22 protein-coding genes are annotated in these 24850 nt (G+C 65.2%); 7 read left to right on the top strand and 15 right to left on the bottom strand.

The window, feature by feature from the left end; genetic code table 11:
- Positions 1-25 precede the first annotated feature (25 nt).
- Complete coding sequence (locus NQK81_RS34850) at positions 26-169, top strand: hypothetical protein (RefSeq protein ID WP_257484847.1); 144 nt, start codon at positions 26-28, stop codon at positions 167-169.
- Between the two features lie 150 nt (positions 170-319).
- Here NQK81_RS34850 and NQK81_RS34845 read toward each other — a convergent pair whose 3' ends face one another.
- On the bottom strand, positions 320-571 hold the full coding sequence (locus tag NQK81_RS34845; RefSeq protein WP_192742958.1) for a hypothetical protein: 252 nt from the start codon (positions 569-571) through the stop codon (positions 320-322).
- A 178-nt stretch (positions 572-749) separates the two neighbouring features.
- On the opposite strand from NQK81_RS34845, the gene NQK81_RS34840 reads away from it, so the two are divergent.
- The 5 genes from NQK81_RS34840 (at position 750) to NQK81_RS34820 (ending at position 6284) form a co-directional block, all read left to right on the top strand.
- Positions 750-989 (top strand): hypothetical protein, encoded by a 240-nt coding sequence (locus tag NQK81_RS34840; RefSeq protein ID WP_192742959.1) that lies wholly within the window; start codon positions 750-752, stop codon positions 987-989.
- A gap of 140 nt (positions 990-1129) precedes the next feature.
- On the top strand, positions 1130-1891 hold the full coding sequence (locus tag NQK81_RS34835; RefSeq protein WP_257484846.1) for a DUF5753 domain-containing protein: 762 nt from the start codon (positions 1130-1132) through the stop codon (positions 1889-1891).
- A 273-nt stretch (positions 1892-2164) separates the two neighbouring features.
- Positions 2165-2695 (top strand): hypothetical protein, encoded by a 531-nt coding sequence (locus NQK81_RS34830; protein WP_257484845.1) that lies wholly within the window; start codon positions 2165-2167, stop codon positions 2693-2695.
- A 2129-nt stretch (positions 2696-4824) separates the two neighbouring features.
- Positions 4825-5880, top strand: coding sequence for a hypothetical protein (locus NQK81_RS34825; RefSeq protein WP_257484844.1), 1056 nt, complete (start codon positions 4825-4827; stop codon positions 5878-5880).
- Positions 5877-6284, top strand: coding sequence for a hypothetical protein (locus tag NQK81_RS34820; protein ID WP_257484843.1), 408 nt, complete (start codon positions 5877-5879; stop codon positions 6282-6284). The genes NQK81_RS34825 and NQK81_RS34820 overlap by 4 nt, the downstream gene beginning before the upstream one ends.
- Before the next feature lie 10 nt (positions 6285-6294).
- Here NQK81_RS34820 and NQK81_RS34815 read toward each other — a convergent pair whose 3' ends face one another.
- The 10 genes from NQK81_RS34815 to NQK81_RS34770 all read right to left on the bottom strand — a co-directional run bounded on the left by NQK81_RS34815 (position 6295) and on the right by NQK81_RS34770 (position 17642).
- Positions 6295-6537 carry a hypothetical protein gene (locus NQK81_RS34815; protein ID WP_257484842.1) on the bottom strand — a complete coding sequence of 81 codons (243 nt, stop codon included), beginning with the start codon at positions 6535-6537 and terminating at the stop codon, positions 6295-6297.
- Between the two features lie 63 nt (positions 6538-6600).
- Entirely contained in the window at positions 6601-7227 is a 627-nt protein-coding gene (locus NQK81_RS34810) for a prepilin peptidase (RefSeq protein WP_257484841.1), read from the bottom strand.
- A 452-nt stretch (positions 7228-7679) separates the two neighbouring features.
- Complete coding sequence (locus tag NQK81_RS34805; RefSeq protein WP_257484840.1) at positions 7680-8123, bottom strand: hypothetical protein; 444 nt, start codon at positions 8121-8123, stop codon at positions 7680-7682.
- Positions 8124-8138: 15 nt separating this feature from the next.
- The gene (locus NQK81_RS34800) at positions 8139-10094 is read right to left on the bottom strand and encodes a hypothetical protein (protein ID WP_257484839.1); all 1956 of its coding nucleotides are present in this window, start codon (positions 10092-10094) and stop codon (positions 8139-8141) included.
- Positions 10094-12511: a hypothetical protein gene (locus NQK81_RS34795; RefSeq protein WP_257484838.1), complete on the bottom strand. Its 2418-nt coding sequence runs from the start codon at positions 12509-12511 to the stop codon at positions 10094-10096. The genes NQK81_RS34800 and NQK81_RS34795 overlap by 1 nt, the downstream gene beginning before the upstream one ends.
- Positions 12512-12521: 10 nt before the next feature.
- On the bottom strand, positions 12522-12845 hold the full coding sequence (locus tag NQK81_RS34790; protein ID WP_257484837.1) for a hypothetical protein: 324 nt from the start codon (positions 12843-12845) through the stop codon (positions 12522-12524).
- Positions 12845-13711, bottom strand: a complete 867-nt coding sequence (locus NQK81_RS34785) for a DUF4417 domain-containing protein (RefSeq protein WP_257484836.1) — start codon at positions 13709-13711, stop codon at positions 12845-12847. Before NQK81_RS34785 ends, NQK81_RS34790 begins: the two co-directional genes overlap by 1 nt.
- A gap of 246 nt (positions 13712-13957) precedes the next feature.
- Complete coding sequence (locus NQK81_RS34780) at positions 13958-14812, bottom strand: ParB/RepB/Spo0J family partition protein (protein ID WP_257484835.1); 855 nt, start codon at positions 14810-14812, stop codon at positions 13958-13960.
- Between the two features lie 134 nt (positions 14813-14946).
- Positions 14947-17073, bottom strand: coding sequence for a type IV secretory system conjugative DNA transfer family protein (locus NQK81_RS34775; RefSeq protein WP_257484834.1), 2127 nt, complete (start codon positions 17071-17073; stop codon positions 14947-14949).
- Between the two features lie 71 nt (positions 17074-17144).
- On the bottom strand, positions 17145-17642 hold the full coding sequence (locus tag NQK81_RS34770) for a hypothetical protein (RefSeq protein WP_257484833.1): 498 nt from the start codon (positions 17640-17642) through the stop codon (positions 17145-17147).
- A 368-nt stretch (positions 17643-18010) separates the two neighbouring features.
- Between NQK81_RS34770 and NQK81_RS34765 the strand changes: the two genes are divergently transcribed.
- A complete protein-coding gene (locus NQK81_RS34765; RefSeq protein ID WP_257484832.1) occupies positions 18011-18523 on the top strand; it encodes a hypothetical protein in 513 nt (170 codons plus the stop codon).
- Between the two features lie 74 nt (positions 18524-18597).
- Here NQK81_RS34765 and NQK81_RS34760 read toward each other — a convergent pair whose 3' ends face one another.
- The 4 genes from NQK81_RS34760 to NQK81_RS34745 form a co-directional block, all read right to left on the bottom strand.
- On the bottom strand, positions 18598-19746 hold the full coding sequence (locus NQK81_RS34760) for a C40 family peptidase (RefSeq protein ID WP_257484831.1): 1149 nt from the start codon (positions 19744-19746) through the stop codon (positions 18598-18600).
- Complete coding sequence (locus tag NQK81_RS34755; RefSeq protein WP_257484830.1) at positions 19743-21767, bottom strand: hypothetical protein; 2025 nt, start codon at positions 21765-21767, stop codon at positions 19743-19745. The genes NQK81_RS34760 and NQK81_RS34755 overlap by 4 nt, the downstream gene beginning before the upstream one ends.
- 61 nt (positions 21768-21828) lie before the next feature.
- Positions 21829-24393, bottom strand: a complete 2565-nt coding sequence (locus tag NQK81_RS34750) for an ATP-binding protein (protein ID WP_257484829.1) — start codon at positions 24391-24393, stop codon at positions 21829-21831.
- The gene (locus NQK81_RS34745; RefSeq protein WP_257484828.1) at positions 24393-24776 is read right to left on the bottom strand and encodes a hypothetical protein; all 384 of its coding nucleotides are present in this window, start codon (positions 24774-24776) and stop codon (positions 24393-24395) included. The genes NQK81_RS34750 and NQK81_RS34745 overlap by 1 nt, the downstream gene beginning before the upstream one ends.
- Positions 24777-24850 lie beyond the last annotated feature (74 nt).

Here is a 24850-nt window from a genome sequence, read left to right as displayed (position 1 = left end):
ACGTAACTATACCGTCCACGCCAGAGTGGTGAAAGTCCAGGAAAACCACCCGCGTCCGGAGGTCAGCAATGACGACAACCGTCTGCAAGAACTCGATGCGCCGCCATTCGAAGCGCCGGACGCCGTTCTGGCCGACCAAATCGCGAGCCAACCGATCACAGGACCCTGAACCCGGCCAGTTGTATAGCTTGCTGACGCTGTATCTCGCCGTACACGCGCCTTTCCCCGACACCGACCCGCTCCACGGCCGATGCTCGTGCTGCGGACAGGTCTGGCCGTGCGTTTCCGTCCGGCTGGCCTACCGGCTTCGCGAAGGCTTCTAAGCGAACGCCGTCCAGGAGGCCGCCATGTCGATGTTCTGGTCCGTCAGCGCTGCCGCAGTCACCGTCTGCCTGATCTGGCTCATCGTCAGCCATATCAGAAGGCGCCGACGAATCCACCTGTTCCGAGGGCAGCCGTACTGGTCGGCTTTGGCGATCGTCGCCAGGGTCAGACGGCAGCGAAAGGATGAGGAAATCGAATGGCCTTCGGCCGAGCCTGAGGTGCTGAACGACGAGCCGACCGAAGTCATCGTTCTCCCGCCACAGCCACGGCCGTACCTGGAAGCCCTACTTCCGCTGTCACAGGGAACCAGGAGGCCGTAGGCGGCTTACCGAGAAGCTCGAACAAGACTTACCCATTCCCGTGACGACGCCGAGGCGGGTGACCCGGTCATGGAAGAACCACCATCGATCCGGTCATGGAACTGCGTGATCGTCGACAGCGACAGCCCTTTGGGCAAGGTCGCATCCGCGGTATGCGACCTGACCGCACATCTGCCCGACCCCGACGTCACGTTCCTCTGCTCAATCTGCTTCGGCCAGCAGTGGCCGTGCGAACGGTTTGACGTCGCGGCAAGGGAAGTGCTCGCCGCGCGGCTCTCGTTGGCAGCTCTCGTCCCTTCCGAACTCCATCACCGACTCTGGCCACAAAGTCCTCAGTGGCCGTGACCAAGCCCGACTTGAGAAAGTGATCCGTCGTGTTCAAATCGGCACCTCAACCAACCGCACGATCTAAGCGTGCCGAGGAGTCAACAGCCAAAAGCCGAGAGCTCGGTGCCGCGTTGCGGTGCGCACGAGAAGCTTCCAACTTGGCTCAAGTCGATATCAGCCGCCCATTCGGCTGGGGAGCTCCGAAGGTCTCGCGCTTGGAGAGCGGACAGCGCGGAGGCTCTCCTCTGGACATCGTCACCTACCTGGCAAAAGCCGGGACGGAACCGGCCGAGTTCGATCGCCTGAGGAAGTTGGCCGAGTCACCGGCCAACGGCTACGACCTCCAACGCCACCCGGAGAACATGCCCGATCTGCTCCCGACCTTCGACTTCCTGCACGCGAGCGCCAAGACCATGACGTTCTACGAACCACGGCGAATCCCTTCCTTGCTGCAGAGCGAGCAGTACGCGGAAGTGACGCTGCGACACAACCGGAACCCCAAGGATCCACTCGTGAAGGAAGCCGTGCAGGCACGGCTCGCGCGGCAGGAAGTACTCAAGGGTGCGAGGTATGGCTTCGACGCCACCTTCTACATTGACGAGATCGCTCTCCACGACCCGACGATGCACAGCGTCCTGGATGAACAACTCCTTCAGTTGGTGATCACCTCCACGGTCCCGCACTGCCACGTGCATATCATTCCCTCCGACAGCTTCGACGAAGACCTTCAAACGGCATTCGGTTTATTCAAGGACTACGACGACAACTCGGTCCTCGCCGTTCACACCGCCACTGCGATGTTGGTACTCGAAGAGGCCGAAGACATGGTGCCGTATCTGCGGAGGCTCAACGAACTCCGCGAGATTGCCCTGACCGAGAAGGAATCCACAGAAATGATCAACTCGGCAGTGCGCCTGTAAGAAATTGCACCACGTCTATTGACAGCCTTTCTGCTATAGACATTTCAACCGGAGCAACAACCTCTTCGCCAGCAGACCCGGCGAACCACTGTGGATCTGGGTATAGCCACTCGACTGTTCACGCGATACACGCGTACCACTAGCTACCCAAAAGTAGTTCACCCAGAGGGAGGCGTGATCCGAGGTCGACGGCAGCCCGCTGATGATGAGGAGGGATCGTCAAAGGACCAGCTCAGCAGGCGTCGGCCCCGCGACTCAACCACCCAGGACGCCTTGCGCAGCGCAGGTCTCGCCCACGTAGTCGACGGCGGATTCGCCTTCACCACACCTCGGCTCTTGTGGAAGTTCAGGGACGCCATCGGCGACGTCATGGCGAGCCATGTGTCGCCACAGACCGACCTGGCCGAGGTCACCGATGGGCTCTGGTACATCGAGCGTTGCATCCGCAAGGCTCTGCGAGACGCCGCAATCAATGAGCCCAACGTGAAGAATTGGCGCAAGAGCCTCCTTCACAAAAACACTGCCGCCACGGCGCTGGGACGTGCGCGCTCCGATGCCTACGTTGGTGCGCTCAGCGTGGCTGAACTACGTGATCCCATCGAGTGGCTGTCGCTCCCGGAACTACTCGAAGTCGTACGCTCGGACAGGTTCGGTGGGCTTTTCTGGGATAAGGTCTCATGGGATCGCTTCTCTCAACAGATCGTCCCTATCCGGAATCGCCTTTCCCATATGCGTCTGCTCAAGAAGGGTGACAAGGCAACAGTCCGCAAGTGGGCCAATCTACTCAAAGAAGCCGTGAAGTGAGTATCTTCCCGCAGCAGTCATCGCGATCAGCTGACATCACATGAACGCTCTAAAACCAGGTTTTCGTGTCCTGCCGACGACGTCGGCCTCGTGATTTGTGTGCAGGTACTCAGCTCCGACGTGGCTAGATACGCTCCGCGGGTAGCATGTCCGCGTCGAGTGGCCTGAACGACTCGACCAGCCCCTCACTTTCGATGTTGGCCTGGTCCGCGATTTACTCGCTCGGTCCGTTCGACGGCTTCGGCGAAGTCGCTGGTGCCGATGGTGCGGATGGCCTGTGCGAGCATGTTCTGTTCGGAGTGCTCCGGATAGATACTGCCTGGGGCCTCAACCATGTCGCGCGTGTCCGATGAGGGCGCCGGCCAGAACCGGATAAGGAACCGCTCGACTACTTGGGTGGTCCTCGCACCCGAGCCTTCGTCGTTCTGGCGCGACGCCTTGTCTGTGGCTTGCCGGACCTCGTGACGATCTCCGGTGTGCGCCCGAACCCGGTAAAGGCCGGGGCCGCCCAGTTCGAAGTGTCCGAGGGAGTGTTCCCTGATGGTGCGCCAGATGCTGAGCCTGCCCGTGGAGAACCAAGCCAGAGCCTCGCTGCTGCTAACCCAGTCCGGGCCGGGCTGTGGCGGTTCTCCGTCCCAGTACTCGAGGTCGTGGCGACGTTGCCGAAGTCACCCCAGCCGTCGCCGGCGAACGTGGGTTGCAGCATGAACGTGTTCGTGCGGATTTTGTAGTTCCCGATCGCCACGGCGATCCATTTCAAGGTGACTTCACCACTGAGCACGGTGCCACGATACGCTTTCGCCTTCAAGCCGTAGCGTTGGCACCAAAATAGGCGATGAAAAACGTGTCCCGTTGCAGTTTCCGCACGAGCGTCTTTCTTACACAACTCCAGGAGATAATGCGGAATCTCCTGCGCCGACATCGGCTCGTCGACCGACCGGTTCGCCAGGGCAGCGGTGGCAGCCTGAAACTCAGGGCTGGCCTGCTCCCGCGAAGGTTCGTTACCCTTCGCCGCGGCCGCCGCGAACCTGCCCTCCGCCGTAACAGGAAAGGTTTCCCCTGGTTGCAAGGGGTTTCCATCCAGCCCTGTGATGACTACCCGAAGCTGCGAACCAGACGCGCCGGCCGGTTGCGCAACGCTAGCCTCGGGCGCGCCGAGTACGATAGTGCCAGCGAGTGCAGCCACCACGCCGATTCTTCGACTTAATCGTCCTTGTCTCCCGTACACAAAATCACACCCGTCGGGGGCCACGCATCAATACGCAGTCATAGCGAAATGCGGATCGCCCAGCCCCCCTCGTATGGAATGAGCAAGGTCTGCCTATCGAGAACAGCCCCTGACCGTCAAGTATGAAGCCGAATTCAGCTACACATGCACTCGGGCAGCCCACTACGAGACACTTCCGTCCGGCATCCGGGCCAATAGCGTTCCTACATACGGACGCCAATCACAGTCTGCAGGCCGCTGCGGCGAAACGCTTGCATACTGGACCGCAAGTCCGGCGAGGGCCGCACGTATCCGCCGAGAAAGTTATTCCTTAGCGGTGCCCAGCATCTGATCAAGGGGCATGACCAGCCGCCTGCCGCCCTCGAGCCCCCAACGAAGACGTGGACGAGCCACAGCCTGAGCAAAGCGGCTAGGTCGCCTTCCTTGGCCGACCGCCGCCGGCGCCCTGCCCCGGCCGCACCTGCTCCCACGTCCGGATCTCCGCTTCGCGAGCAGGCGACCAGCCAGGTGTCCGACCGATGATGACGTCTGGCTCCGGAAATGGGTGGTCAGCGGCGTAGCGGCGCCGCCACAGGGCGACCGTTCGATGCGAGACCCCGAACCACTCCCCGATTTCGACCATTCCGAGGTATCGAAGGGTCAGCCCTTCGCCGGCCGGACGGCCATCTTCCACCCGATGGTTTTCGCCGCTCACCAGGCTGAAGCTAACAGGAACCTGCGCGTCCAACCCGGACCAGCGGCATCGCGGCATGTCTCGCCTCGAACCAACCTTGTTGACTAAGTGTGCAAAGTTTGCTTACCCTGACCTTGTTCACTTAGTAATCAAGGTTTTTGGGAGGCACGATGCGACACATCAACCCCAGATCATTGACTGTTCGGAAGCGGTTCGAGAGGCGTCACCATGGCCGAGCACGCTGACGCAGCTTGGTGCCCGCCCGAGCCGCGTGAGCTTCCCGCCTTGCGCGAGCATCTAGCCGAGTACCTCACGACCTTCGCCGCTCACCTGTTCACTTCGGCGCTGATACGCGAGGGGCGAGGGACGCTTCGCCCGGTCGGTGATCCGGACATCGGCGCCGAGCTGATGCTGGCGGACGAGTACCGGCGGCTCCATCAAGCGCGACTGTTCTACGTCACCAGCGACATCACGCCCCTCGTTCACCATGCCGCCCGGAATCTTCGGGACCGCTGGGACATCGAACCTCAGGACCTGCCCGCGCTGACCGGCTTCATGCTCTTCGCCGAACCGCTGGCAACCTACGCCAGAGAAGATGGCAAGGAAGTCGCCATCGTCGCCGTCTCCTGGGGAGAAACCACCCTCATCAGCCATCCCGACGGCGGGCTCTGGCTGACGTTCTGGAGCGCCACCGACTTCGCGGCGGTCATCGCCAAGTTCCGCGCGGTGGGCTTCCCGTCGGCCGAAGCGACCCGGCTAGCGCACACACAGAATGCGGAGCTGACCTGGGACAACGAGATCTACATGCCCTGGGGAGCTACCCAAGCCGTCGTCCCCGACGAGCCCGGCGGGCGATCCCTCGATCCCACCAAGGTCGCCGCCGCGAAGACGACGATCGACTGGCTACGCGTAGTCCACGCCGGATGGATCTTCTGCCAGCCGAACGGCTTCACGGAAGTAACCGACGAGCACCTCCCAAAGACGTTGCGGAAACGGTCCGCGCGAGCCGGTCACTCCACGGACCCGGTCCGAGTGCTCTCTGTCAGCCGAAAGACCCCTCCTCGACCGGCGCGGGCCTTCGAGCCGACCGGGCGCACCGTAGGTGTCCGCTTCCCCGTCGCGCCGTTTCTTCGAAGGCAGGCATACGGACCCAACCACTCGCTCCGACGCTGGAAAGTCGTGTCCGGCCACTGGCGCGGCCCGGCTGACGCACCCGTCCGGATCGGCAAGAAGGTCAACCTGGTCGACACTCCCCCATCTGGACAACAAGGCAGGAAATCATGATCGCAGTCAAACGAACGAACCCGACCGACGACGTCATGTCGGCGGCCCATCACTGTCTCGCGGCCGAGAACTTCTTCGCTCGTGCCAAAGAGCTTTATGACGAGTTCACAGAGGTTCCGCGGAAGCGGAAAGGCTTCCATCGTCGCCTGGCCAAGAAGCTGGAGAGGTCGTACAGGACCTATCTGGAGTGGGCACGTTTCCATCTTCAGATGGCAGAGGTTATTACGCAGGGCAGCAGCCTGGTGCTGACGTACAACCGCGCCTCGTCCACTTTGGATCCACGGCTTCTCGGTACGGACGTGGCCCACGAGGTGGTTTGCTGGGATGGATTCATCGGCGGACAGCCGCGCGACGGCCGGGAACGGTGGCTACCGAAGCCGGGCGCGGCTGACGCCGAATATTGAACCGGTCAGCTCACAGCAGGTCTTTGTAACCGAGGTCCGCGGCGACGTCCTCAACGAAGTCCTCACCTGGGACGCCGGGATGTTCGTTCTCCACATCCCAGGCCGCGTCGCCGACGGCTTCGCCACCTTCTTCCAGTGCGTCGACGACCATCTCGACCAACCCACGGGCCTGGTCATCATCGAGGTCGAAACGCTGGGCCGCGTTCGATGCGGCTTGTTCGAGGTCCTGGTCGTACCACGGAGGTTCGTACATCGGCGGGCTCCTTCGCTGGTGTATTGAGCCCTCAGAACATGGCGTTCTCCCCGTGCGTTCGATTCACGCAGCCAACGTCGCGCTCAGAACGGTGGAGGCCAGCATCGGCGGCGCGAGCGGCATCCGACCGTCGCGAAGACTCCAACGCTTCGTGAGCAGACCGACCCCGGCGACCAGCGCGGCCAGCAGGTAGGAACCGACGATCCCGGTCAGGAGCCACTTCCATCCCAGCAGGCCAAGGAGCATCCCCAAGCTCGGCGCCAGCTTGACGTCGCCGGGCCCTGGATCGCCGGTGAGGAGGAACGACACCATCAGCACGCCGCCCCACACCACAGCGCCAACGAGCGCCATGGTCAACGACCGCGCCGAATCGGTGATCAGCGCCCCGGTGACCAGCGTGATGGCCATCCCCGCGGTCAGGGGCGCGGTGAGCCGATCCGGTACCCGGTGTTCGACGACGTCGACAGCGGCGGCCGGCACGCCGATCATCGCGAGGAGGGCGCCTGCGGCGACCAGGCTGGGCGGCCAAACGGCGGCAGCCGCTCCGACCATGGCGGCTGCGGTCACGATCGCGACGTAGTGGGGACGCTTTGGCGCCGTCTTAATTGTGGCGCGGAACAGCAGTGCCGATACCGCAGCCAACCCAGCGCCGAGGGCGAACCCGACGGCGAGGCGCAGGTCGATGGTCATCGAGCGGTCGGCGCCCTCAGTTGGTCCATCCGATCATCGTCACATGGGCTCGGAGACTGCGGCCTTCACATCGCTCGACCGTGTGAACGTCGTGCCCCGTAGGCCGAACCGGATCTCGGCGCCGTACCAAGAGCCGGCTTCGTTCGAACGTGCACGGCGGTAGTGCCACCCCGGATGATTCGAGACCGCGAGCCCTCGGCGGCACTCGCAGGTGGTCACGCACCACCACCCGGGCCGCACACGCAAACCCGCCTGGCCCACGGGTGGGAAGTGGCCCGCGAGCGCCCCGGTCGCCTTCGTGATGATCTCGCCGAGTGAGGAGCCGCGAACAAGCAGCTGACCGTGCGCCTCGTGGTGTTCGGCGACCCATTCGACGTCGCACAGCTGAGGTTCTGAAGTCGCATTCATACCCGAGACAAGCCCCGGTGATCAGCGGCTTGATGCGGGAAAGCTCAGTCGTGGTCGAGCGCTTCGAGGCCTTCGCGCTCGCCAGCGGGGATCGTGGTCATCCAGGTGTCGAAGTCCTGCAGGACGGCGAGCCGGCTGGACCGCGCCGGCTGCACGGTCACCGTCGCGCCACCGACAAGGTCGAACCGGAGCAGCGGGCCGTCGCGCCATGCCGCGGTGATGTGGAGCGCCCGACGTCGGACATTCGCCGGGTCGAAGGCGGGTAGCCGCGTTTCCGGGTCTTGGACTGCCGCGCTCAGCGGCCGGATCCAGAAGAGGGTGGGCTCGTCCGTGTCCCGACGTACGTGCCTGGCCAGCGCGATCCGTTGGCCGCCGTCGATGACGAGTTCGGCGCCAGGCAGCAGGTCGTCGGCCCGCTTCTGTGCGCGGCCTGCGACCAGGTTTTCGAGGACGCGCTCGGCCTCGTCGAGGTCGATCTCACGGTTCACGGGTCATCTCTCCTTTCATACCTTCAGAACGTCGTCGATCGGCTTGCCGGCGATATGCGTGATGCCTTTGGCCGTGAACATGGTGTGGATCTCGTCCCGCTGCTTCTTGCTGTCGCAGAGGATTCTCGACGGTCCTTCAGCGCCCAGCAGATCGATTCCATCACCGAACATGACCTCGTTGGCGGGGCTGGAGAAGCCGGCGATCTTGAAGGGATCTCGCGTGGACGACGCGTACTTGCCGGCCTTGGAGGGATTGACGGCCCCGTAGGTGTCCGCGTTCGCGCCGTAGTAGTCCGCGCGGTGCATCAGCCGCTCGGGTTGGTCCCACACCAGCTTCGGGCCATCATGCGTCGGTGGCGTGCCCAGCACGCGCAGGAAGACGGAACTCGCTCCCCCGGTGAACTTGTCCTGATCTTCGCTCATGCCGACACCGCGGCTCACCCCCATCAACGTCCGGCGCTCGGTGGAGGCGAGCACACCGTTCGCAAGCATCGCTTTCAGCCCCGACGCCGACGTGGCGTGGACCAGAGCCTTGCCCTTGAACGCAGTGGTCAGCTTCGGCATCGAGTTGCCGACATCGAATCGGTTCCACGTCAGCCAGCCGCCGGACCGCCGGGGAGCCGGGTCGTAGCCCGCGGTGGCGGTGAGTGCATCCCCGGTCTGGTGCCCGGTCACCTTCGCTACGGCTTCGCGCAGAACCTTCACCTTCGTCGGTAGTGCCTGTGTGTGCGCGTCCAGCTGGATATCCTTGGCAAACCGCGCGAGCTGAGCGTCGTCCAGACCAACGGCGAGGTGAGCACGCTCATGGAAGAGCTCTTGGCGCGTCATCTCCTCGAGCTGATCGCCAGTCGCGATGGCTGCCTGCACCTCGGTCTTGCCTGTCAGGTTCTGTGCCTTGACGTTCGCGGCGAGGTAGCCGTATTCGCCTTCGGCTTGGGTCATGGGGCGGTTGGCTAGGTTGAGTTGCCCGAGCCGTTTGACCACGTCCGGCCCGTGCCCCTCACCTGCGGGCGCGATGACCTCGAGCCTGCCGCGCAAGGAGAACTCCGTCGTCTTCGGCGAGTTGACGCTGTAAGGCCGGTAGACGGCCTGGAATCCATCGCCGAGGTTGATCACGTACTCCTTGCCGGCGACCTTCTCCCACCGCGCCATTCCGTTCCAGCTGGCCTGGCCCGTCTCGGAGTCCAGGGTCGGCTTGATCCGGGTCGCGTCGCGCAGGAAACCGGCGACTCGGTGATCGCCATGGTCGCTCGCGAGCACAGGCATCGTCACGGTGACGGTCGCGACGCCTTCGTGCAGGTACGGGGTGACGTGCCCAACGTTCTTCGCTGCGGCGGCCGCTGCCTCGACGTCAGCCAGCTTCGCCGCGTAGTGCGCGAGCATCGCGGAGTCCGCCGGTCCCGGACTGTCACCGATATCCGTTGCCGCGGCAGCCATCGTCGCCTTCGCGTCACTGATCTTCTGTTCCGTTGTCGACGGGAGATTCCCGACGGAGAGATCTCCCGCTTTGATGTGGTGGTTCACGCTCTTCGCGGCCGCGATGATCTTGTCGGCGAGTTCGTGCTGCTCGTCGACGGGCAGCCGGCCATGGACGACCTGCTCGACCTGGACAGGCGCCGTCTCCTTGGTGACGTTGATGGCGTCAAGCAGTTTCTCTTCTGCCTCCTCGCTCACGAGTGCGTGCAGAACGGTGCGAGGACCTTCGGCGCTGGCATAGCTCACCAGGGTGGCACTCGATGCGTGCAGATCGGTCCCGCCCACCAGAATCGGCTCACCGAAGGGCTTACCGACGTCCGGCGTATCCGGGATAGGCGTCAGCGGTTGAGCGCCCGGTTCCGTGGAGCTGTCCGCTTCGGCCGGCGCATACGCATCAGCGGCGACCTCCTCCTCAGGAGGTTCCGGCTCTGCTGCTGCCGGGGTCGAAGGCGTGATCGAGTAGCTCGTGTGAGCCGTCTTGGAGTTGGTGCCCATCAGGTCTTCCCCGCGTGATGAAGTGCCGCGGCGTTCTCCAGCTTGAGCTCACCGAGGAAGAACTCTGCGAAGTCCTTGCGCAGCTTCTTCTTGCGCTCGACCGCGTAGTCGAGGAAGGCCTCAGCGACCTGTTTCGTGGTCACCGAGGTTTCGGCGATGCCATGCTGCTTGGCCGCCCTCGCGCGCATCGCCGGAGCCCACTTCATCTGCTTCTGCGCGGCGCCGGCGTAGGCCGCCGAACGCAGCAATCCGCGCCACTCCGCGTCTGGAACCGATTCGAGGTGCTTGATCATCGAGTGGGCGGCCGCGGGGTTGACCCGGACTCCTTTGGCGAGTTTGCCCGCCTTGAAGGCGTCGTACGCCTGGTGGTAGACGGCCGTCGTGTTGTTCGGCCGGAACGACATCGACAGCTTGTCCTGGCCGTAGAACTTGAACGACTGCCCGTGATCGATCGGGACGAGACCGCCCTCCCCGGTCCGGAGGACGTTGCCGGTGTGCGGATCGTGGTTTCCCAGAGCCCAACTTGCGACGTGCAGGCGGACGATGTCGTCGACGTCGGTCTGCGACCAAGTGGAGGGGTTGCCGGACATCTCGGTCGCGCCGACGAGCATCGGCTGCACGGAGGCCGGTTTTCCGTTGATCTTGGTGGCGAATACGGGGACCACAGGCAGACCTGCACGGTGAAGTGCTCGCGAGGTAGCGGCCTCAGCTGCGATGACCGCGCCGCCTCGTGGAGTCGCTTCTCCTTTCGCGAGCCAGGTTTTGCCGTCTGGCCCGGTGTGCAGCGTCTTCGGATGTGTGCCGCCGAGATGTGCGGGTTTGCCGGCACCGAAGTCCCAAGCCGCGACAGTGGACGGATCGACCGATTTCGGCAAGGCCGAGAGAGCGGCTTTGGTCTGCTTCAGTGCTGAGAGCATCTCGGCGTGCTGACGGCCGAACGCACTCCTCGGTGCCGCCAAGATCGGCGCCTTCGTGGCCTTGGGTGGCAATGGCTTCGTGCTGTTCTTGAGAGCCACCTTCTCTTGCAAGCTGTGCTTCAGCGACGCGACCGCTGCGGTGGATCCATCGGCTTGGTGGACCAGCATCGACTTGCAGAGAGACTTCGTCGCAGCTGCGGCTTGATCGGTTGAGAGGAGGCCAGTGGACACGACGAAGGCCCGCAGGTCCTTCAGTTCCTGTTGGTCCGCCCACGGCGCGATCTCGGTGTGCGCGACTTGGAGGGTCACGTTGTGCGCGAGTGTCGGCTCGACCGGTTTCCAACCGCCCATGTCCATGTAGGCGACGCCCGCCTGGTGCGAGTGGTCAAGGAACTTGGTCATCGCCGCGATGCCGCCTGGTTCGGCGAGGCTGGGCAGGTCACCGGCACCGAGCGCCCTTTGCAACTCGGCCATGTTGGCTTCGAACGTCACTTTCGTTGCTGCGCGCTCGACGGCGAGGTGCTCGAGGTCGAGCCGTTCCTGCTTCTCGGTCGACGCACGCAGCAGCTTCAGAACCTGGTGAGCGTTGAGTACCTTGGCCTGGAAAGGCGCGACCTGGTCATGGTCCTTCGCAGCTTGTATCGCGGCGGAGAGTTCATGTGGACCGATGTCAGTGAACGCTTGGTCGACTTGATGCTTCGCTGCGGAACGTATCGTCTCCAAGTCGTCCAGCGCGGGGTTGTGGGCGGTCGCCAGCTTGTTTTCCGCGGCGATGAGAGCCGCGACGAGGTCGGGATCAGCCCACGAGCCGTTGACCTTGGCCGCCTCGACGGCACCCGCAGCCGAGTTGATCGCTTCCTGCGCCGCCTGGACCTCGGCAGCGGTCGGCGTCCAGGATGTAAATCCCGGAGGTACGCTATGGCTTGGCGTAGCGACCAGGCTCGCGTCGAGTTGCTGCCACTGCTCCAGGGTCTTGCCACCGACTGTTTCGCCGGAGCACAAAGCCACGAATCGGTTGATAGCGACGCTCTGGATCGTCTGCTTTGTGATCGCGTCGTCCGGATAGGACGGGTCGAGCCAATGCACCAACGGATTTCCCGTAGTCTCGGACAGCCCCACCAGCCCTGGGTGCTTGAATCCGCGCGCTACCGCGAGCTCCTTGAGCTCGTCCTGGGTCATTCCGTTCAGGAACAGCTCGCACTGAGTGTGCAGGGCATCCTCGAACTCAGTTGGGTCACCGCTGAGTTTCGCGATTTCCGCTTGCGCCTCGTGGACCGCCTCCACGAACATCGCGTACCGTTCTTCGATGTCGTCGGGCAGGTCGAGCGTCGTCGGCTCGAAGGGGTTCTCGGGGTCAACTCCGTTGAGGGCGAAGCCTTCGACGACCGACAAGGCGATCTCGACATCAGTCCACTTCGGACCGTCCTCGAGTGGCAGCCCCTCCGAAGCTGAAGGGCCGACAGTGTAGGCCGCGTGCTTGGTTTTGGAATTCGTTCCCATGGAGACTCGCTCAGCCGGCGCTACCGAGCAGGTCGTCGAGCTGGAACTGGACAGCGGCAGCGAGATCAGGCGCCGAGGGGATGAGGTCGACGCGTGCGGCGGGTGCGGTGAGCGAGTTCTCCCAGATCTCCATGTGAGCGGGGAGGTCACCCATCGGGGTCGAGGCGATGCGTTCGCGCCAGGTGAGGCAGCGTTGATACTCCCGCGGGACCCATTCGATGTGCCGGTCGATCTGACCGTCGTCTCCCTGATCGATACCGAGCACCGCGACGACGGTCGTGGCAGCCCCGTATTCGGATGACCAGCCGAGCAGAATCCAGAGTGTCCGCTGCATCAGTTGCCTCCTTCGGGCAAGAGCGAAGCCAGGTATCGCACGGAACTGGCGAAGGCGTCCGGGATGCGGGCGTGCAGGTCCTTGCGCCCTTCCGGGGTCATCACGGCACCGTGGAGCGCGTACTGCGCCGGGTTCTGGCTGACGAGAATCAGCCTGGTGTCGAACAGCTCGACGGCGGTGGCGATGCGGTCTTGGCGGGACAGGCCGGTGATGATGACCGGGAGATCGTCCGGGATGTTCTCCGCGAGCCAGGTAAGGCCGGGCAATGCCCAGGTTTCCCAGTTCTTGTTCTCGCGCACGGTCTGGAGGTTGATCGCGATGGCGGGCGGTGCCGTGTCGGCGATCCACGCGGCGTACCGCTGTAGGTCCTCAAGCCGGAACCAGTAGAGGTTCGGGACGGCCGGCATACCGGCGTGGGCGAATTCCTCCGCGAGCAGCAGCGACCTGCGCATGTTGATCAGGTGTTCGGCGCGCGGCCAGTTGCCGTAGATCGAGTAGTTGGGGGCCAGCACGAGATCGAACTCGAGCTTCGCCAGCCGGTCGAGCAGCCGATCGCGGTGCCGTGCGGTCCAAAACGCCTCGACCAGCGGGTCCTCTCCGTACCCCGAGAGGACGATCAGCGTCGTGGCCGGGAGGCCTAGGACCTCGGCGGCCGTCACTTCTTGATCCCACCGCGGATAGATGGCGTGCGTCTGCGGAGAGAACACGCGGCGAAGCCCGACGGCGTAGGCGGGCCAGCCCAGCACGGCATCGAGGTCGCCGGCGCCGGATCCGTCGACCTGCGGGATGAAGGAGGGCAAGGCTTCGGGCAAGCTGCTGCGGAGGAAGACGTCGTCGAATTCGAGGGTCTCCCCGACATCGGCCATCCACGCCTTGATGTCGGTTCGGGAACCGCATCGAACCGGGCAGCTCGAGCACGCGGTTCCCGTCTGCGCGGTCTCTGCGCGTGCACAGCCGCAGTAGCTGCAGTCCGAGTTGCACCCGGAACAGAGTGGCGCGATCACCGCACCGGGCTCGGCGTCGGTGCCCGCGTACCAGGGGCAGCGCCTGCAGTCGCACCGCGCGGCCGGCGCAGTGGCGGTGGGCAGGCCGAGGAAGACGGACACGGGGATTCACTCCTTCCCGTCGAGCTGATCGGTCAGAAGACGGAGCGATGCCAGATCATGCGCGGAGAGGCGAGCACCGCGAGCCAGCGCGGCGGCCAGTACGCGAAGGCTGGCGAGGGTGTTGTCGACAAGTCGTTGTTCCACCAACGGAACCGGGTCAGCAGTCACCGGTGAGTCGGCGCGGAGCTTGTCGGCACGAGCGCTGTCTGCTTGTTCATGCAGGTGCTCTGCTTCGGCAAGAGCTTCCTCGGGAGTGACCGTCGGGTCGGCCGCAGTGGTCAAGGCCGAGCTCAGCAGCCGGGTCCGGTTGGTCTTCTTCACCGCGGCCCAGATGTCCTGTGCGGCCTGCGCTCGCCCGCGGTTGAGCTCGATGAACCGGATTCGGGTGTTGAGGCTGATCTTGGCCTCGTCCATCTCTTCGGCGATCTCGCGAGGCATCTCGGCGAACGCGCGCACCAGCTCGCGCGCCTTCCGCGGGGTCAGCTGCAGGCCGAGTCGGGACAACACCTGAGACCACGGCGCCGCGCATTTCTTGTCGGCGCCACGGATCCGCTCCATGGCGGAGAACCGGGCGATCGGGTCGTCGATGGCGTAGACGTCGGCGGGGACCTTGTAACCGTGTGCGATCAGCTTGCCCAGCAGCACCGCGCAGCGATCGAGGACGAGCGCGGCCGCCAGTTCGCCGGGGCGCAGGTTCTCGCGAGCGAGGTTCTCGACCAGCTGCCAGATCCGGCGTTCCTCATCGGACAGCGGTCCGGGACAGATGACCGCCGGGAGCGCGGTGAAGTGCGGGTTGTCCGGCTTGTGGACCGCGCCCCACCGGCAGGCCCTCAGACGCCGCTCCCCCGCCGTCAGCCTCATGGCGGGCGCCTTGTCACGGTGCGAATCGGCCTCGTCGGCGCGATCAACCGCCGCACTTGCTCGGTAGACACCATGCGGTGCCAGTAGAGGACTACGAGGGCCTCGCGCTTGAAGGGGTCGAGTCGCGGCATCGGTCACTCCACCGTCGACTCGGGTGCCGGCAGCTCGACGCCTGCGCCGCTCCCGCGGGAGGGAGGCCGCCCGCGTCGCGAACGAGGGGCCGGCTGGTTACCACGCAAGGCGTGAAGGATGCGGTCGTCGAGGTCCTCGAGTTCGTCGAGGACCTCGCCGATCGGCCTGCGGGTCAGATTCCGGTCGAGGCATCGGTCGACGTCGTCATTCCACTCGGGGTGGAAGTGATCGGCGAATTCGTCATCCACGTGGAGACCACGGATCTTGAACGGCGTGGTGCGCTGGCCACTGAGCGTCACGGTGACCACGTGGTGGAACTGCTCGAGCTCGGTGATCGTCGCAGGCTGGACGAGGCCTCCGTACTCACGGGCCACCGTCCGGGCGCCGTCGATCGCCGCGGCGCTGGTCATCAGGAGCGACTGGTTCTGCAGCAGCGCCCTGCGGGTCTCCGGCGCGAGCCGGTCGGGCATCTGGTTCATCGCGTGCAGCGCGACGCGGTACTTCCGCAGCTGTTCCAGGATCGCGGCGAGGTAGCCGCGCGACGCTCCGTCGACCGCGGCGAGCTCGTCGACGAAGGCGTCGCACCTGCGGCGCTGATCGACCGGAGTGTCCGCGCGCGAGCGGCCGGCGCGGAACAGGTCGTAGATCATGAACGAGGTGATCAGCTTGTTCGTCTCGCCGGTACCGGTGGTGCAAACGAAGACGATCTTCCCGGTGTCCATGGCCCGGCGGACGTTGTACGTCGTGACCGACGAGCCGAGGAAGGCGGACAACGTCGGGCTGGTGCGCAGGCGGTTGATGATGTTCGTGACGACCGTGGTCGCGTCCGGTGCGAGCTTCGTGAACGAGTCCGTCCAGTAGCGCCGGATGCTCGGCTTCAAGACGCGCAAGACCTCGTCGCGCCAGGAGTCGTCGTCGAGGAGCGTCGGGATCTGGAAGATCGTGGGCGCGCATTCGGCGGGCAGTCGCATCGCGAGATAGCAGAGCGCCTCGCACGCCTTGGTCAGGATCGACTTCGCCCTCGGCGCTGAATCTCCCCATCCCAGCGCTGTGGCGAACGAGGTGACGACGGCGTCGACGCGGTCCTCGATGTCTTCTTCGGAGAAGCCCTGCATGCTGAGCGGGTTCCAGCCGGGCAGCCGCTTGTCTCGGCCACGGACGTCGAGGTTGACCTCCCACAGCCGATTCCGCAGTTCAGGATCCGAAAGGTACGGTTTCGCGCGCTTCCAGCCGTCAGCATGCGGATCCAGGAACCAGACCCCGCCACCAAGCCGGGCGATCTCAATCGCCTGCGCGAGCGCTTCCTCGGTCTTGCCGAAGCCGGCCTTTCCGAACCGCGCCGAGAACAGCAACTCGCGGACCGGCACGCCGACGAGCCGGTCCTCGCCGTTGAGGTCGGTGACATAGCCGAGCCGCACCAATCCCGCGCCGGGCTTGTACCGCGGGATCTCCCTGGGAGCAGGCATGACCCAGCCACGGCTCCGGGCGATCACCGGCGACAGGCAACGACCGGATGGCGGCTTCAGCAGCGCCGCGATCTCGCTGGCCGTCACATAGGACCGACTGCGCGGCTTGGCCAAGCCGGTGTCGAAGCGCCGGTCGAAAAACCTGCGGATCAGGACCGTGTCCGCGCCGAAATGCCAGCCCAGCGCTCGCGGCCCTCGAGCTCGCCAGTAGTTGTCGCCGCGGTAGACGTCGAAGGCGCCGATCACGCTGCGCAGATGTGCCTCGGCTCGGCCGGGGATCTCCGAACGGCAGCGGATCAGCAGCTGGACCGCGAAGACCGGCTCGTCCGTGGCGAACTTGTTCGGTACCGGCGCCATCGTTCGCGACGCAGGCCGGCGAGCCCCGTGCGCCGTCGGCACGAACTCGCCGATGATCTCGACGGCGGCCTCAACGAGCGCTCCCGCTACCGTCCCTTCCTGCTTTGCGGTCTGACGAGCGAGGTGGCGGATCCTCGCGGGCGTCAGCGGAATCAGGTCGAGGCAGACGTCGACCGTCTCGCCGAGGTCGGGCCGGACGTCGCCGAGCGCGTTCGCCAGAGCCTGCAGCGGGTCATCCGGCCGGAGCGGCAGCGCCTTGAGCGCGAGGTGAGCCGGGCGCGCGAGAACCAACTCGGCGCGCGCCACATGTACCTGCGCTCCCTCAGCCGAAGGAGAAGTCTCCTCGCTTCGGCGTGCCCGGAGATCTCGCAAGAAGTTCATCGTGCTCCCCCGCCCGCACGGAGGTCACTTCGCCCTCGTCCGTGGTCCCGGGAGACATCTCCTCGGTCGTCCGCGTTGCGGCGGATTTCGACTTCCGGGTAGGTCAGCTTGTTGATCACGCCGGTGATCGACTCCCGGCCCTCCACGCTCATCGTCAGCTTCCCGAACACCTCATCGGTGCTGAACCGCACCCGGACACCGACCGCGGCCTTCGGCACCCAGCCGTGCACCGGGCGCACCCGGCCGAGCTGGTGCGCGAACGCCAGAACGCCCTGGAGCGACGGGTCGAACGTGGCGGTCGGGAGGAGGTCGTAACTGACTCTGGAGCGGAGGTGGTGGGAACGGAAGTGTCGGTGGAGGACGAAGACCGCGATCAAGATCGCGACCACCGCCGTGGTCACCCACCACAGCGCGGGCTCGCTGAGCACGTGGTGGAGATCGAGCGCCTTCGGCGCGCTGGTTCCCTGGATGGCCTGACGGCCATGGGGGAACAAGTCGGCATTCCGAACAGGACGTGCCCATGTGGTCTGACCAGCACCTCTGTCACCAGCCAACAAAATCGCGAACGAACGGCCGCCCGCTGGGTCGACCGCAACGCCTCGATGTACATGCAGCCCAATACTCATGCACAAGGCATGCGCGTGCGGCCACGTTTTCATGCAGGCGACGCCGCCTGCCAAGCGTTTGCCCTGCGGTCCGACCCACTTCCAGCAGCGGCTGAGGTACCCGTAGCGCCCGGATCGGCCCCTGTCGTCTTGTCGCCCTGCAAGCCACCTTCAGCCGGCACTGGGCGGCCAGTCTTGGGCAACCGTCAGATGCGGTCGTGTGGGCAGGCTCGATTCGCGCTGTGTGACAATAGGACGTGTCACACGATCCCGCGAGCGGCAAGATCCTTCAGGCTGCCTACAAGGTCGACTGGCCCGGCTATTCGATGCCGCCCTCCGAGCAATGGTACCGATCCGACGACGTGCCCGAGGCGTTCAGGATCCTGGTGGCCGCCTCCAACCAAAAGGAAGGGCGGGATGCCTACAACAGGATGCTGTTCGCCATCGGCAACAACCACGCCGGATGCCTCTATCCGGCCGCCGTCCCGGCCGTTCCACTACTTATTCGTGTAGTTCGCGAGCTGCGGGGCTGGCCGCGCTGGTCTGCCCTGGAAATCCTCATCGAATGCCTGACATTCGGGGTAGACCGTGAGGAGTTCATCGATCCCTCAGGCTCGACGATCCGCACCAAAGACGCGATCGTCGCTGCCGTGCGCAGTGCCCGTGAAGATATCCAACGTTTAGCACGGGACCAGGTCGTCGCCCCGACCTCCACGTCAGCACAGGACCTACTAGAGCAGTTGGACGACGAACCGTTGGCATCAGAGTAGCCGACGCATGCCGGTTCGAGTAACTACCTCAGCCTCGATAAACTGCACAAGGTGAGATAAGCGCAAATCAGTGGCTAGCGCATTAGGCGACTACCGCCTGCATATTCATCCAAAACAATTTCGTCTATTCGAACTTCGGAGCCCGAATAGGGCGCGTTGATCATCTTTTTGTCGCCGACGTAGATACCCACATGATGGATAAGTCCAGGGCTATAGAAAACTAGGTCTCCCGGATACAGAGAATGCAGCCCAGCTTCCTTCGGCACACGTGTTCCTAAAACGAACTGTGCTCGGCTGTTGTGTGGCAAGGTGATGCCGACCTTGGCGTAAGCGAAGAGGACGAGACCGCTGCAGTCGAAGCCGATCTTGTTGTAGTCGCCGTGCCGGTCCGCGACGCCGCCGTCCCGGATCCCGCGGCTCGGCCCGGCAGCCGTACCGCCGCCCCAGGCGTACGGCACGCCGAGCTGTGACATTGCCGCGTCAATGACCGCCTTCGCTGCTCCAGAGGCGTTGACCGGCGGTTGGAGTTCAACCGCGTCGTAGCGCTCGATGTTGGCGAGCACTTGGGCCACGTAGGCCTGACTGGCGTTGTATCGGAGGAGCGCTGCCCGGAGTTGCCCTTGGTTCTTGAGGTCCCGGGGACCGATTCCGCAGAGATAGGCAGCCGCGCCGAGAGCGGCGTCGAAGGCGTTGTGCGGGTTGCGGACGCCGTCGTCGTTGCCGTCTTGTTCGACGCTGGCCCAGGTGGTCGTGAGGAACTGAAACGGGCCGACGGCGCGAGCGAAGGTTCCGTCGGGATTTCGGATAGGAGTGCGGTTGCCTCCAACGCCGCTGCCGTCGAGAGGCGGGCCGAGGATCGGTGGGCTGATGTCCCCGTTGGGCGCGATTGTCCGGCCGGACGCGTGGCGGGATTCGACTTCGGCGATGCCTGCGAGGATCGTCCAGCGCATCCCGGCACAGGCGGGCCTGATACCGCCGATGCGCTGAGCCGCCTGATGGTAGGCGGTGAGCATGATGTCCGGGATGCCGGGCACGTGTCCTGGCGTCGAGCTTGATCCGTCTGCTCCCCCGGCGATGACGACGATGATCAGGACGGCGACGAGCACGCAGGCAGTGGCAGGCCCGAACAGGAGAAAGAGAGCGAGGCAGCCCCATCGTTTCGGATGTTCGCGGACCTCGTTGCGGACATGCTCGGCGACGTGGAGGGCGAGCAGCGGGTTCATGACCGGTGCTCGTTCAACCGGCTACGCAGGCGTTGCGACCACGTCGGCGTGATCGGCAGCATCCCGGGCGGCAGCGGTGTCGGCTCCGGGCTCTGGCTGCGTGGAGTTCTCGGTGCTCTGCTGTCGGGAGCGGGAGCCGCGAGGTCGGTCCCGGTGAACTCGGGAGTGGCCGAAATCCTGGCGGGCTGAGGCGCAACCGGCGACTCGCCAGATGAACGGCGGTTACCGAAAACCGACGCCGCGGTGGTCGCGACATTCACCAGCGGGCTTGCGGCGGCGCCGATGTTTCCGGCGTAGGTAGAGGCGTAGGCCTTCACTGCGCCCGCTTTGCGCCCAAGCGCTGCCTTGGCGGCGGTGCCCCGTGTGGTGAGGGCGGTGTGCGCGCGATTGGCGGCGGCAGGCCAGGACACCGGGGCACCCAGGGTGAAGGAGACGGCCTTGCTGCCAGCCTTCCCGCCGACTTTGCTCGCGGTCACCAGCCGGTTCTTCAAGTCGTTCGCTGGCGCGATGGCTTCGGTGAAGGCGCCGGCGCCGGTCTTGATCGTGCGGCTGATCCGGTGCGGTCCAGGCTCGACGATGGGCGAGGGCATGGATTTCGGCCCGCTACGTGGCCTGCCGAGTCGCTGGACACCGGTGTTGACGCTGGACCGGATCCGCTGCAGGTTCGCCATGAGCCTTTTGCGGAACAGGAAGCCGGAGAAGACGACGATGTCGATGACGGCGAACTTGACCAGTTGCGGGCCGAGGTCGGCGAGCATGAGCGAGCGCAGGAGAACGGTCATGACGGCGATGAAGAACATGCCCATCAGGAGCTTGGCGATCGTTCCGGCGATCGAGCTGATGCGGTAGGCCAGCTGGTGCTGCAGTTGCGGGATCAGGGCTGCGATCAGGGCGAGGCTGAGCAGGAGGCCTTCGAAGAGCAGGAAGTACGGGGCAAGGATCTGGATCGCGTTGAGGCAGATGGTGAGGATCGCGAACAGGATCATCGCGACGGCGTACAGCCAGGCACCGAGCATGCGGTCGCCGTCGGCGACTTCGTTGTATTTGCCGTACTCGCTAGGGCATCCGGCCAGCTCGCGGGCCGGTGTGCTGTCTTTGCCGGACCAGGGGCCCTGGTCGAGGATCTGTTTGATCGAGTACTGGCAGGCGCCGGTGCCCTGTTTGCCGGAGACCGGCGTCCCGTAGTTGAGGGTCTCCCAGGGCGCGATGAGCAGGTTGTCGATGAGGGCTTGCCCGATCGGCGCCGCGGGGTTTCCGGTGCCGCCGGGTTGCTTGCCCATGATCACTGCGCTGACGTCGGTGCCGAGTTCTCGGCTGAGGCTGAGCACTCCCCCGTCGCCGACGAGGAAGTCGACGGGGTGCGTGATGATCGCGATGGCCAGGACGTTGATCGCGATCGTGGACACGGTCTCGCGCCAGGCTCGTGTGGTGAGACCGCGCATGAACAGCAGCCCGAGGTAGCAGGTCGCGACGAGCAGGGCCAGTTCTCGAAGTTTCAAGCCTCCGATTACGGTGGTCTGCCAGATCTTCTCGAGGTCCTGTGCGGGTGCCTTGATCCAGCCGACGACGCCGGCGGTCATGGACCATTCGGTGAACCAGACGGAGAAGCCGAGCGCGTACTTGCCCACGGCGAAGCCCATGTTCGCCAGCCAGAGCCAGATCGTCGGCATGGGATTGCTGACCAGCCACGGCAGATTGGCGAAGAGGTCGTAGTTGCGCAGGTCGCGGCCGTAGCCGTCGTCGATGGTGAACATGCCCTTGAGGTGAGCGGCGTGCCCGGGGTCGTCCTGCAAGGGCAGGGTCGGCGCATCCGGATCGGGCCGATCCAAGGTCGGTGGAGTCGGCTGCGGAGCGCGCGGATCAGGAACGACGAGACACAGCGGGTACGGCTGGCACGGCCGCGGTTCGTTCGGTGGCAGCGGCACGACTTGAGCGGTGGCTGGTGCGGCGTTGCCGAGCAGTAGGACGAGCATGATGGTGGCGAACGCGAGAGGTTTCGCGGCACGCGCGTTGAGCGTCATGAACGTCTCCCGAGATCGCACCGGTGGTGCCCGAGACATGGCGCGTACCAGCGGGTTTGATTCAGGGGCGCCGGACGGTGGGCGTAGTGAGAACGGCTTGAGGCAGCGTCCGATAGGGCTGAGTCAGAATCTTGACCTTGCCGACCCGTCCGGCGTGATCGCGGACCAGGAACTCCCCGGCGCGCGCTTGGCGTTCTTCTTCGCCGCCCGCGGGATTGAGCGGTGAGAGGTCTTTGGTGACGATCTCCTGGTACCGGCTGTCGGCGGGATCGACGCCGAGCCACGCGAGCCCGTGTCGAGCGAGACCGCTGTCGCGGTGCCGGCCAAGCATCCGGACGGCGATCAGGCCGCGGAGGACTTCGTCACCGAGGTCGCTTTCGGAGTGCGAGCCGAAGGCAGCGTCTGCGCCGTGCTTGCGCCCATCTCGGACGAACTCCAAGGCGATCTGCTGTCCCTCGGGAGTGCCGGTGACGTTGTAAGCCTCATCGCAGATGAATTGGCCCCACCGCTGGGTTCCGAAGCAGATCTCCTTGGCGATCGCGGCGATCAGCAGATGGAAGGCACGGCCGAACAGTTTCCGCGGCGGGATACGGGCGGCCATGCGCTCGTTGCTCATCTCCAGGGTGTTCGGGAGCGGGACTTCGTTGGTGCAGAAGACCACCATGTCGGCACCGAGCACGTCGACGGGCTCAAGGTCGGGATCGAAGATCGGCCGGGTGATCGGGTCACGGCGAAGGCGCCGTAGTCGGTCGGCGAGACCTCGAGACGCCGGATCCGCAGCGCCATGGTCGGTGAGGACGTCGATGAGGCCGTTGCTGGACGCGGTCGGCGAGCCGCTGACCTGGTCGAGGGCGCGGCCGAGCGCGTCGCGTTCGGCCGAGTTCGACTCCAGGTCCAGCCAGGAGGCGAAGAAGGTCTCGGCGATGCCGGTGCTGGACTTCGTCTTGCCGCGGAAGACCCGCAGGGGATCGCAGGAGTGGCGGAGTTCGGCGTTCGCGGCACGTTCGCTGTCGAGCGTGGGGTCGATGATGTCGACCACCTGGCAGTTGCCCGGGAGCGCTTTCGCGACCGGCTCCCATTCGCGGCTCCGAGTGCGGTCTATGGCGATCACGCGACCGTCGAGCATCAGCCGGACGACGGCGGCGATGTTCTTCAGTACGACCGATTTCCCGGAGCCGAGTTCGCCGATCACCGCGACGCCTCCGGACGAGTCGTGGGTCGGGCCGTAGGTCGGGTCGAGCAGGAACGGGGTGATCGCGCCGCCGTCCAGGACCATGCCGAACAACGCGCCGCTCGGATCGCCGAACTCGGCGGACGACATCGGGAGCAGCATCGCGCAGTCGCTGGCGAGGAGGTTCTGGCTGCATTCCCGCACAACGAGCGGCGTCCGATAGCCGGGGAGCAGCGCCTGATAGAGCTGCTTCTGTCCACCGAGCGGCCTCTCCCACTTGTACTCGCCGCCCAAGAACATCTGCCGCAACATTTTGGCCCGTGCGTCGCACTCGCCGGCGGTGGCACCCCACACGCACGCGACGACGCCGACCTCGAGTTCGATCTCGGTGGTGCTCGCGCCGAGGCGGGCGTTCTTGTGCTGGATCTCCTCCTGAGCGGAGTGAACGTCGGCAGGGACGCCCGCGGTGTCTCCGCCGTGTTCGTCGTCCTGGCTCATCAGGTCACGGGTGCGGCGCCGGTTGGCCGCGCGAGCCTCGTCGTTCGTCTTTGCCGCGATGCGGAGGGCGTAGTCGACTCCGAAGCCGATGTTCGCCAGCCGCGACAAGATCTCGTGCCCGGGGAAGCTGAAAGCGCGGGGCATCTCCGCGAGCACGAGAAAGGCCTGATAGCTCTCGATGAGCCCTTCGTCGTCCGGCGTGACGCACTTGAGGAACCGCTTGTTCAAGACCTGCAGCGGGTTTCCCAGGCGCTTGCCTTCGTCGCTGCGGGCGCCTTCGTCGAACACGGTCCCGCGCAACGTCACCAGCCGAGCACGGCTCCGGCCACGGGACAGCGTCGCGCCGGAGTTGTGCACGGTCGACGCGCGTTCGAGCTGAGGCTCGCGAACGCCCCGGACCGGAGCGCGGCTCAACCACCACAGCAGCTCGGCTTCCGTCGCGGGACGAAGCGGAATCGCGCCACCGAGCTCGTGCTCGATGACGCGTGCCAGGTCCTGCGCCTCAACGACGGCTTGAGCCGACGCGGGTCGCGGCGGAAGGCCGAGTCCCGCGCTCAGTGCCGCTCCTGCGGCTCGCAGCAGGGTGCGGCCTCCGTCGCGCCAGCCACTGCCGGCGAGGGGTTTGGCGATCCAATAGCTGCGGCCTAGCACGTCGAGGTCGTCGAGCTGGTCCCAGGCGTTGTGCACCGTTTCCGCCCAGTGCGGGTTCTCGTCGAGGTCGATACCGCCGAGACAGCGCCGAATGATCGCGTGCGGCTGGACCTGTTCACACAGCGACGCCAGCATCACCTCGCCGCGCAAGGACTTCATCAACGTGACGGTGCGGCTGTAGAGCTCATGCAGCTGCTTTCCCGTCGAACGAGCACTTTCCCTCGGATGTGCCCGCCACACCGCCCAAACCGACGCATCCGCGCAGAACACCAGGTTGCCGCTGATGTCCTGGATCTGGTTCTCCATCACCGGGCTCCGGCGAGCAGCCGCTGCAGGGACGACTTGGGCGCAGGGTTATCCACAGGCCATTGAACCTTGTCCACAGCGTGCAGGTGGAACCGCGGCGCGCACGACACCGGCCGCTCCGGCCGATAGGACCGGCCCGCCAGCATTCCCGAAGATGGCGCGAGCAGATGCGCCAAGAGCCCGATCAGCCAGCTAGCCGGTGTCCGCGACTCGATCCGCGCGCGGCGAACCGCGATCGCGAACAGCGGCACGCCCCAGCGCGCCGGGCCGAGCCAGTCCAGCAGCGGCAGCTTCCAGACGACCAGCAGAAGAACGAGGAAGACCACGCCCTGAGTGAGCGTGTACGGGCCGCCAGGCAGATATCCACCGTCCCGGCCCGGCATCCGCCCGAACATCCGTGGAAACCGGCGCGACCTCGTGTACGACCGTCCAATAAGGACATCCCCGCGCGCGCGTT

Source organism: Amycolatopsis roodepoortensis (assembly GCF_024628825.1).
In the GTDB taxonomy this organism is placed as follows: Bacteria; Actinomycetota; Actinomycetes; order Mycobacteriales; family Pseudonocardiaceae; genus Amycolatopsis; species Amycolatopsis roodepoortensis.
The sequence above is the reverse complement of the archived record's forward strand: the minus strand, read 5'-3'. Positions and strand labels throughout refer to the sequence as shown.

Coding starts and splice junctions, on each gene's coding strand:
- NQK81_RS34845 (WP_192742958.1), bottom strand. CDS start 571: ATGACTTCGGTCGGCTCGTCGTTCAGCACCTCAGGCTCGGCCGAAGGC.
- NQK81_RS34825 (WP_257484844.1), top strand. CDS start 4,825: ATGGCCGAGCACGCTGACGCAGCTTGGTGCCCGCCCGAGCCGCGTGAG.
- NQK81_RS34820 (WP_257484843.1), top strand. CDS start 5,877: ATGATCGCAGTCAAACGAACGAACCCGACCGACGACGTCATGTCGGCG.
- NQK81_RS34815 (WP_257484842.1), bottom strand. CDS start 6,537: ATGTACGAACCTCCGTGGTACGACCAGGACCTCGAACAAGCCGCATCG.
- NQK81_RS34810 (WP_257484841.1), bottom strand. CDS start 7,227: ATGACCATCGACCTGCGCCTCGCCGTCGGGTTCGCCCTCGGCGCTGGG.
- NQK81_RS34800 (WP_257484839.1), bottom strand. CDS start 10,094: ATGGGCACCAACTCCAAGACGGCTCACACGAGCTACTCGATCACGCCT.
- NQK81_RS34795 (WP_257484838.1), bottom strand. CDS start 12,511: ATGGGAACGAATTCCAAAACCAAGCACGCGGCCTACACTGTCGGCCCT.
- NQK81_RS34790 (WP_257484837.1), bottom strand. CDS start 12,845: ATGCAGCGGACACTCTGGATTCTGCTCGGCTGGTCATCCGAATACGGG.
- NQK81_RS34785 (WP_257484836.1), bottom strand. CDS start 13,711: ATGGCCGATGTCGGGGAGACCCTCGAATTCGACGACGTCTTCCTCCGC.
- NQK81_RS34780 (WP_257484835.1), bottom strand. CDS start 14,812: ATGAGGCTGACGGCGGGGGAGCGGCGTCTGAGGGCCTGCCGGTGGGGC.
- NQK81_RS34760 (WP_257484831.1), bottom strand. CDS start 19,746: ATGAACCCGCTGCTCGCCCTCCACGTCGCCGAGCATGTCCGCAACGAG.
- NQK81_RS34755 (WP_257484830.1), bottom strand. CDS start 21,767: ATGACGCTCAACGCGCGTGCCGCGAAACCTCTCGCGTTCGCCACCATC.
- NQK81_RS34750 (WP_257484829.1), bottom strand. CDS start 24,393: ATGGAGAACCAGATCCAGGACATCAGCGGCAACCTGGTGTTCTGCGCG.
- NQK81_RS34745 (WP_257484828.1), bottom strand. CDS start 24,776: ATGCCGGGCCGGGACGGTGGATATCTGCCTGGCGGCCCGTACACGCTC.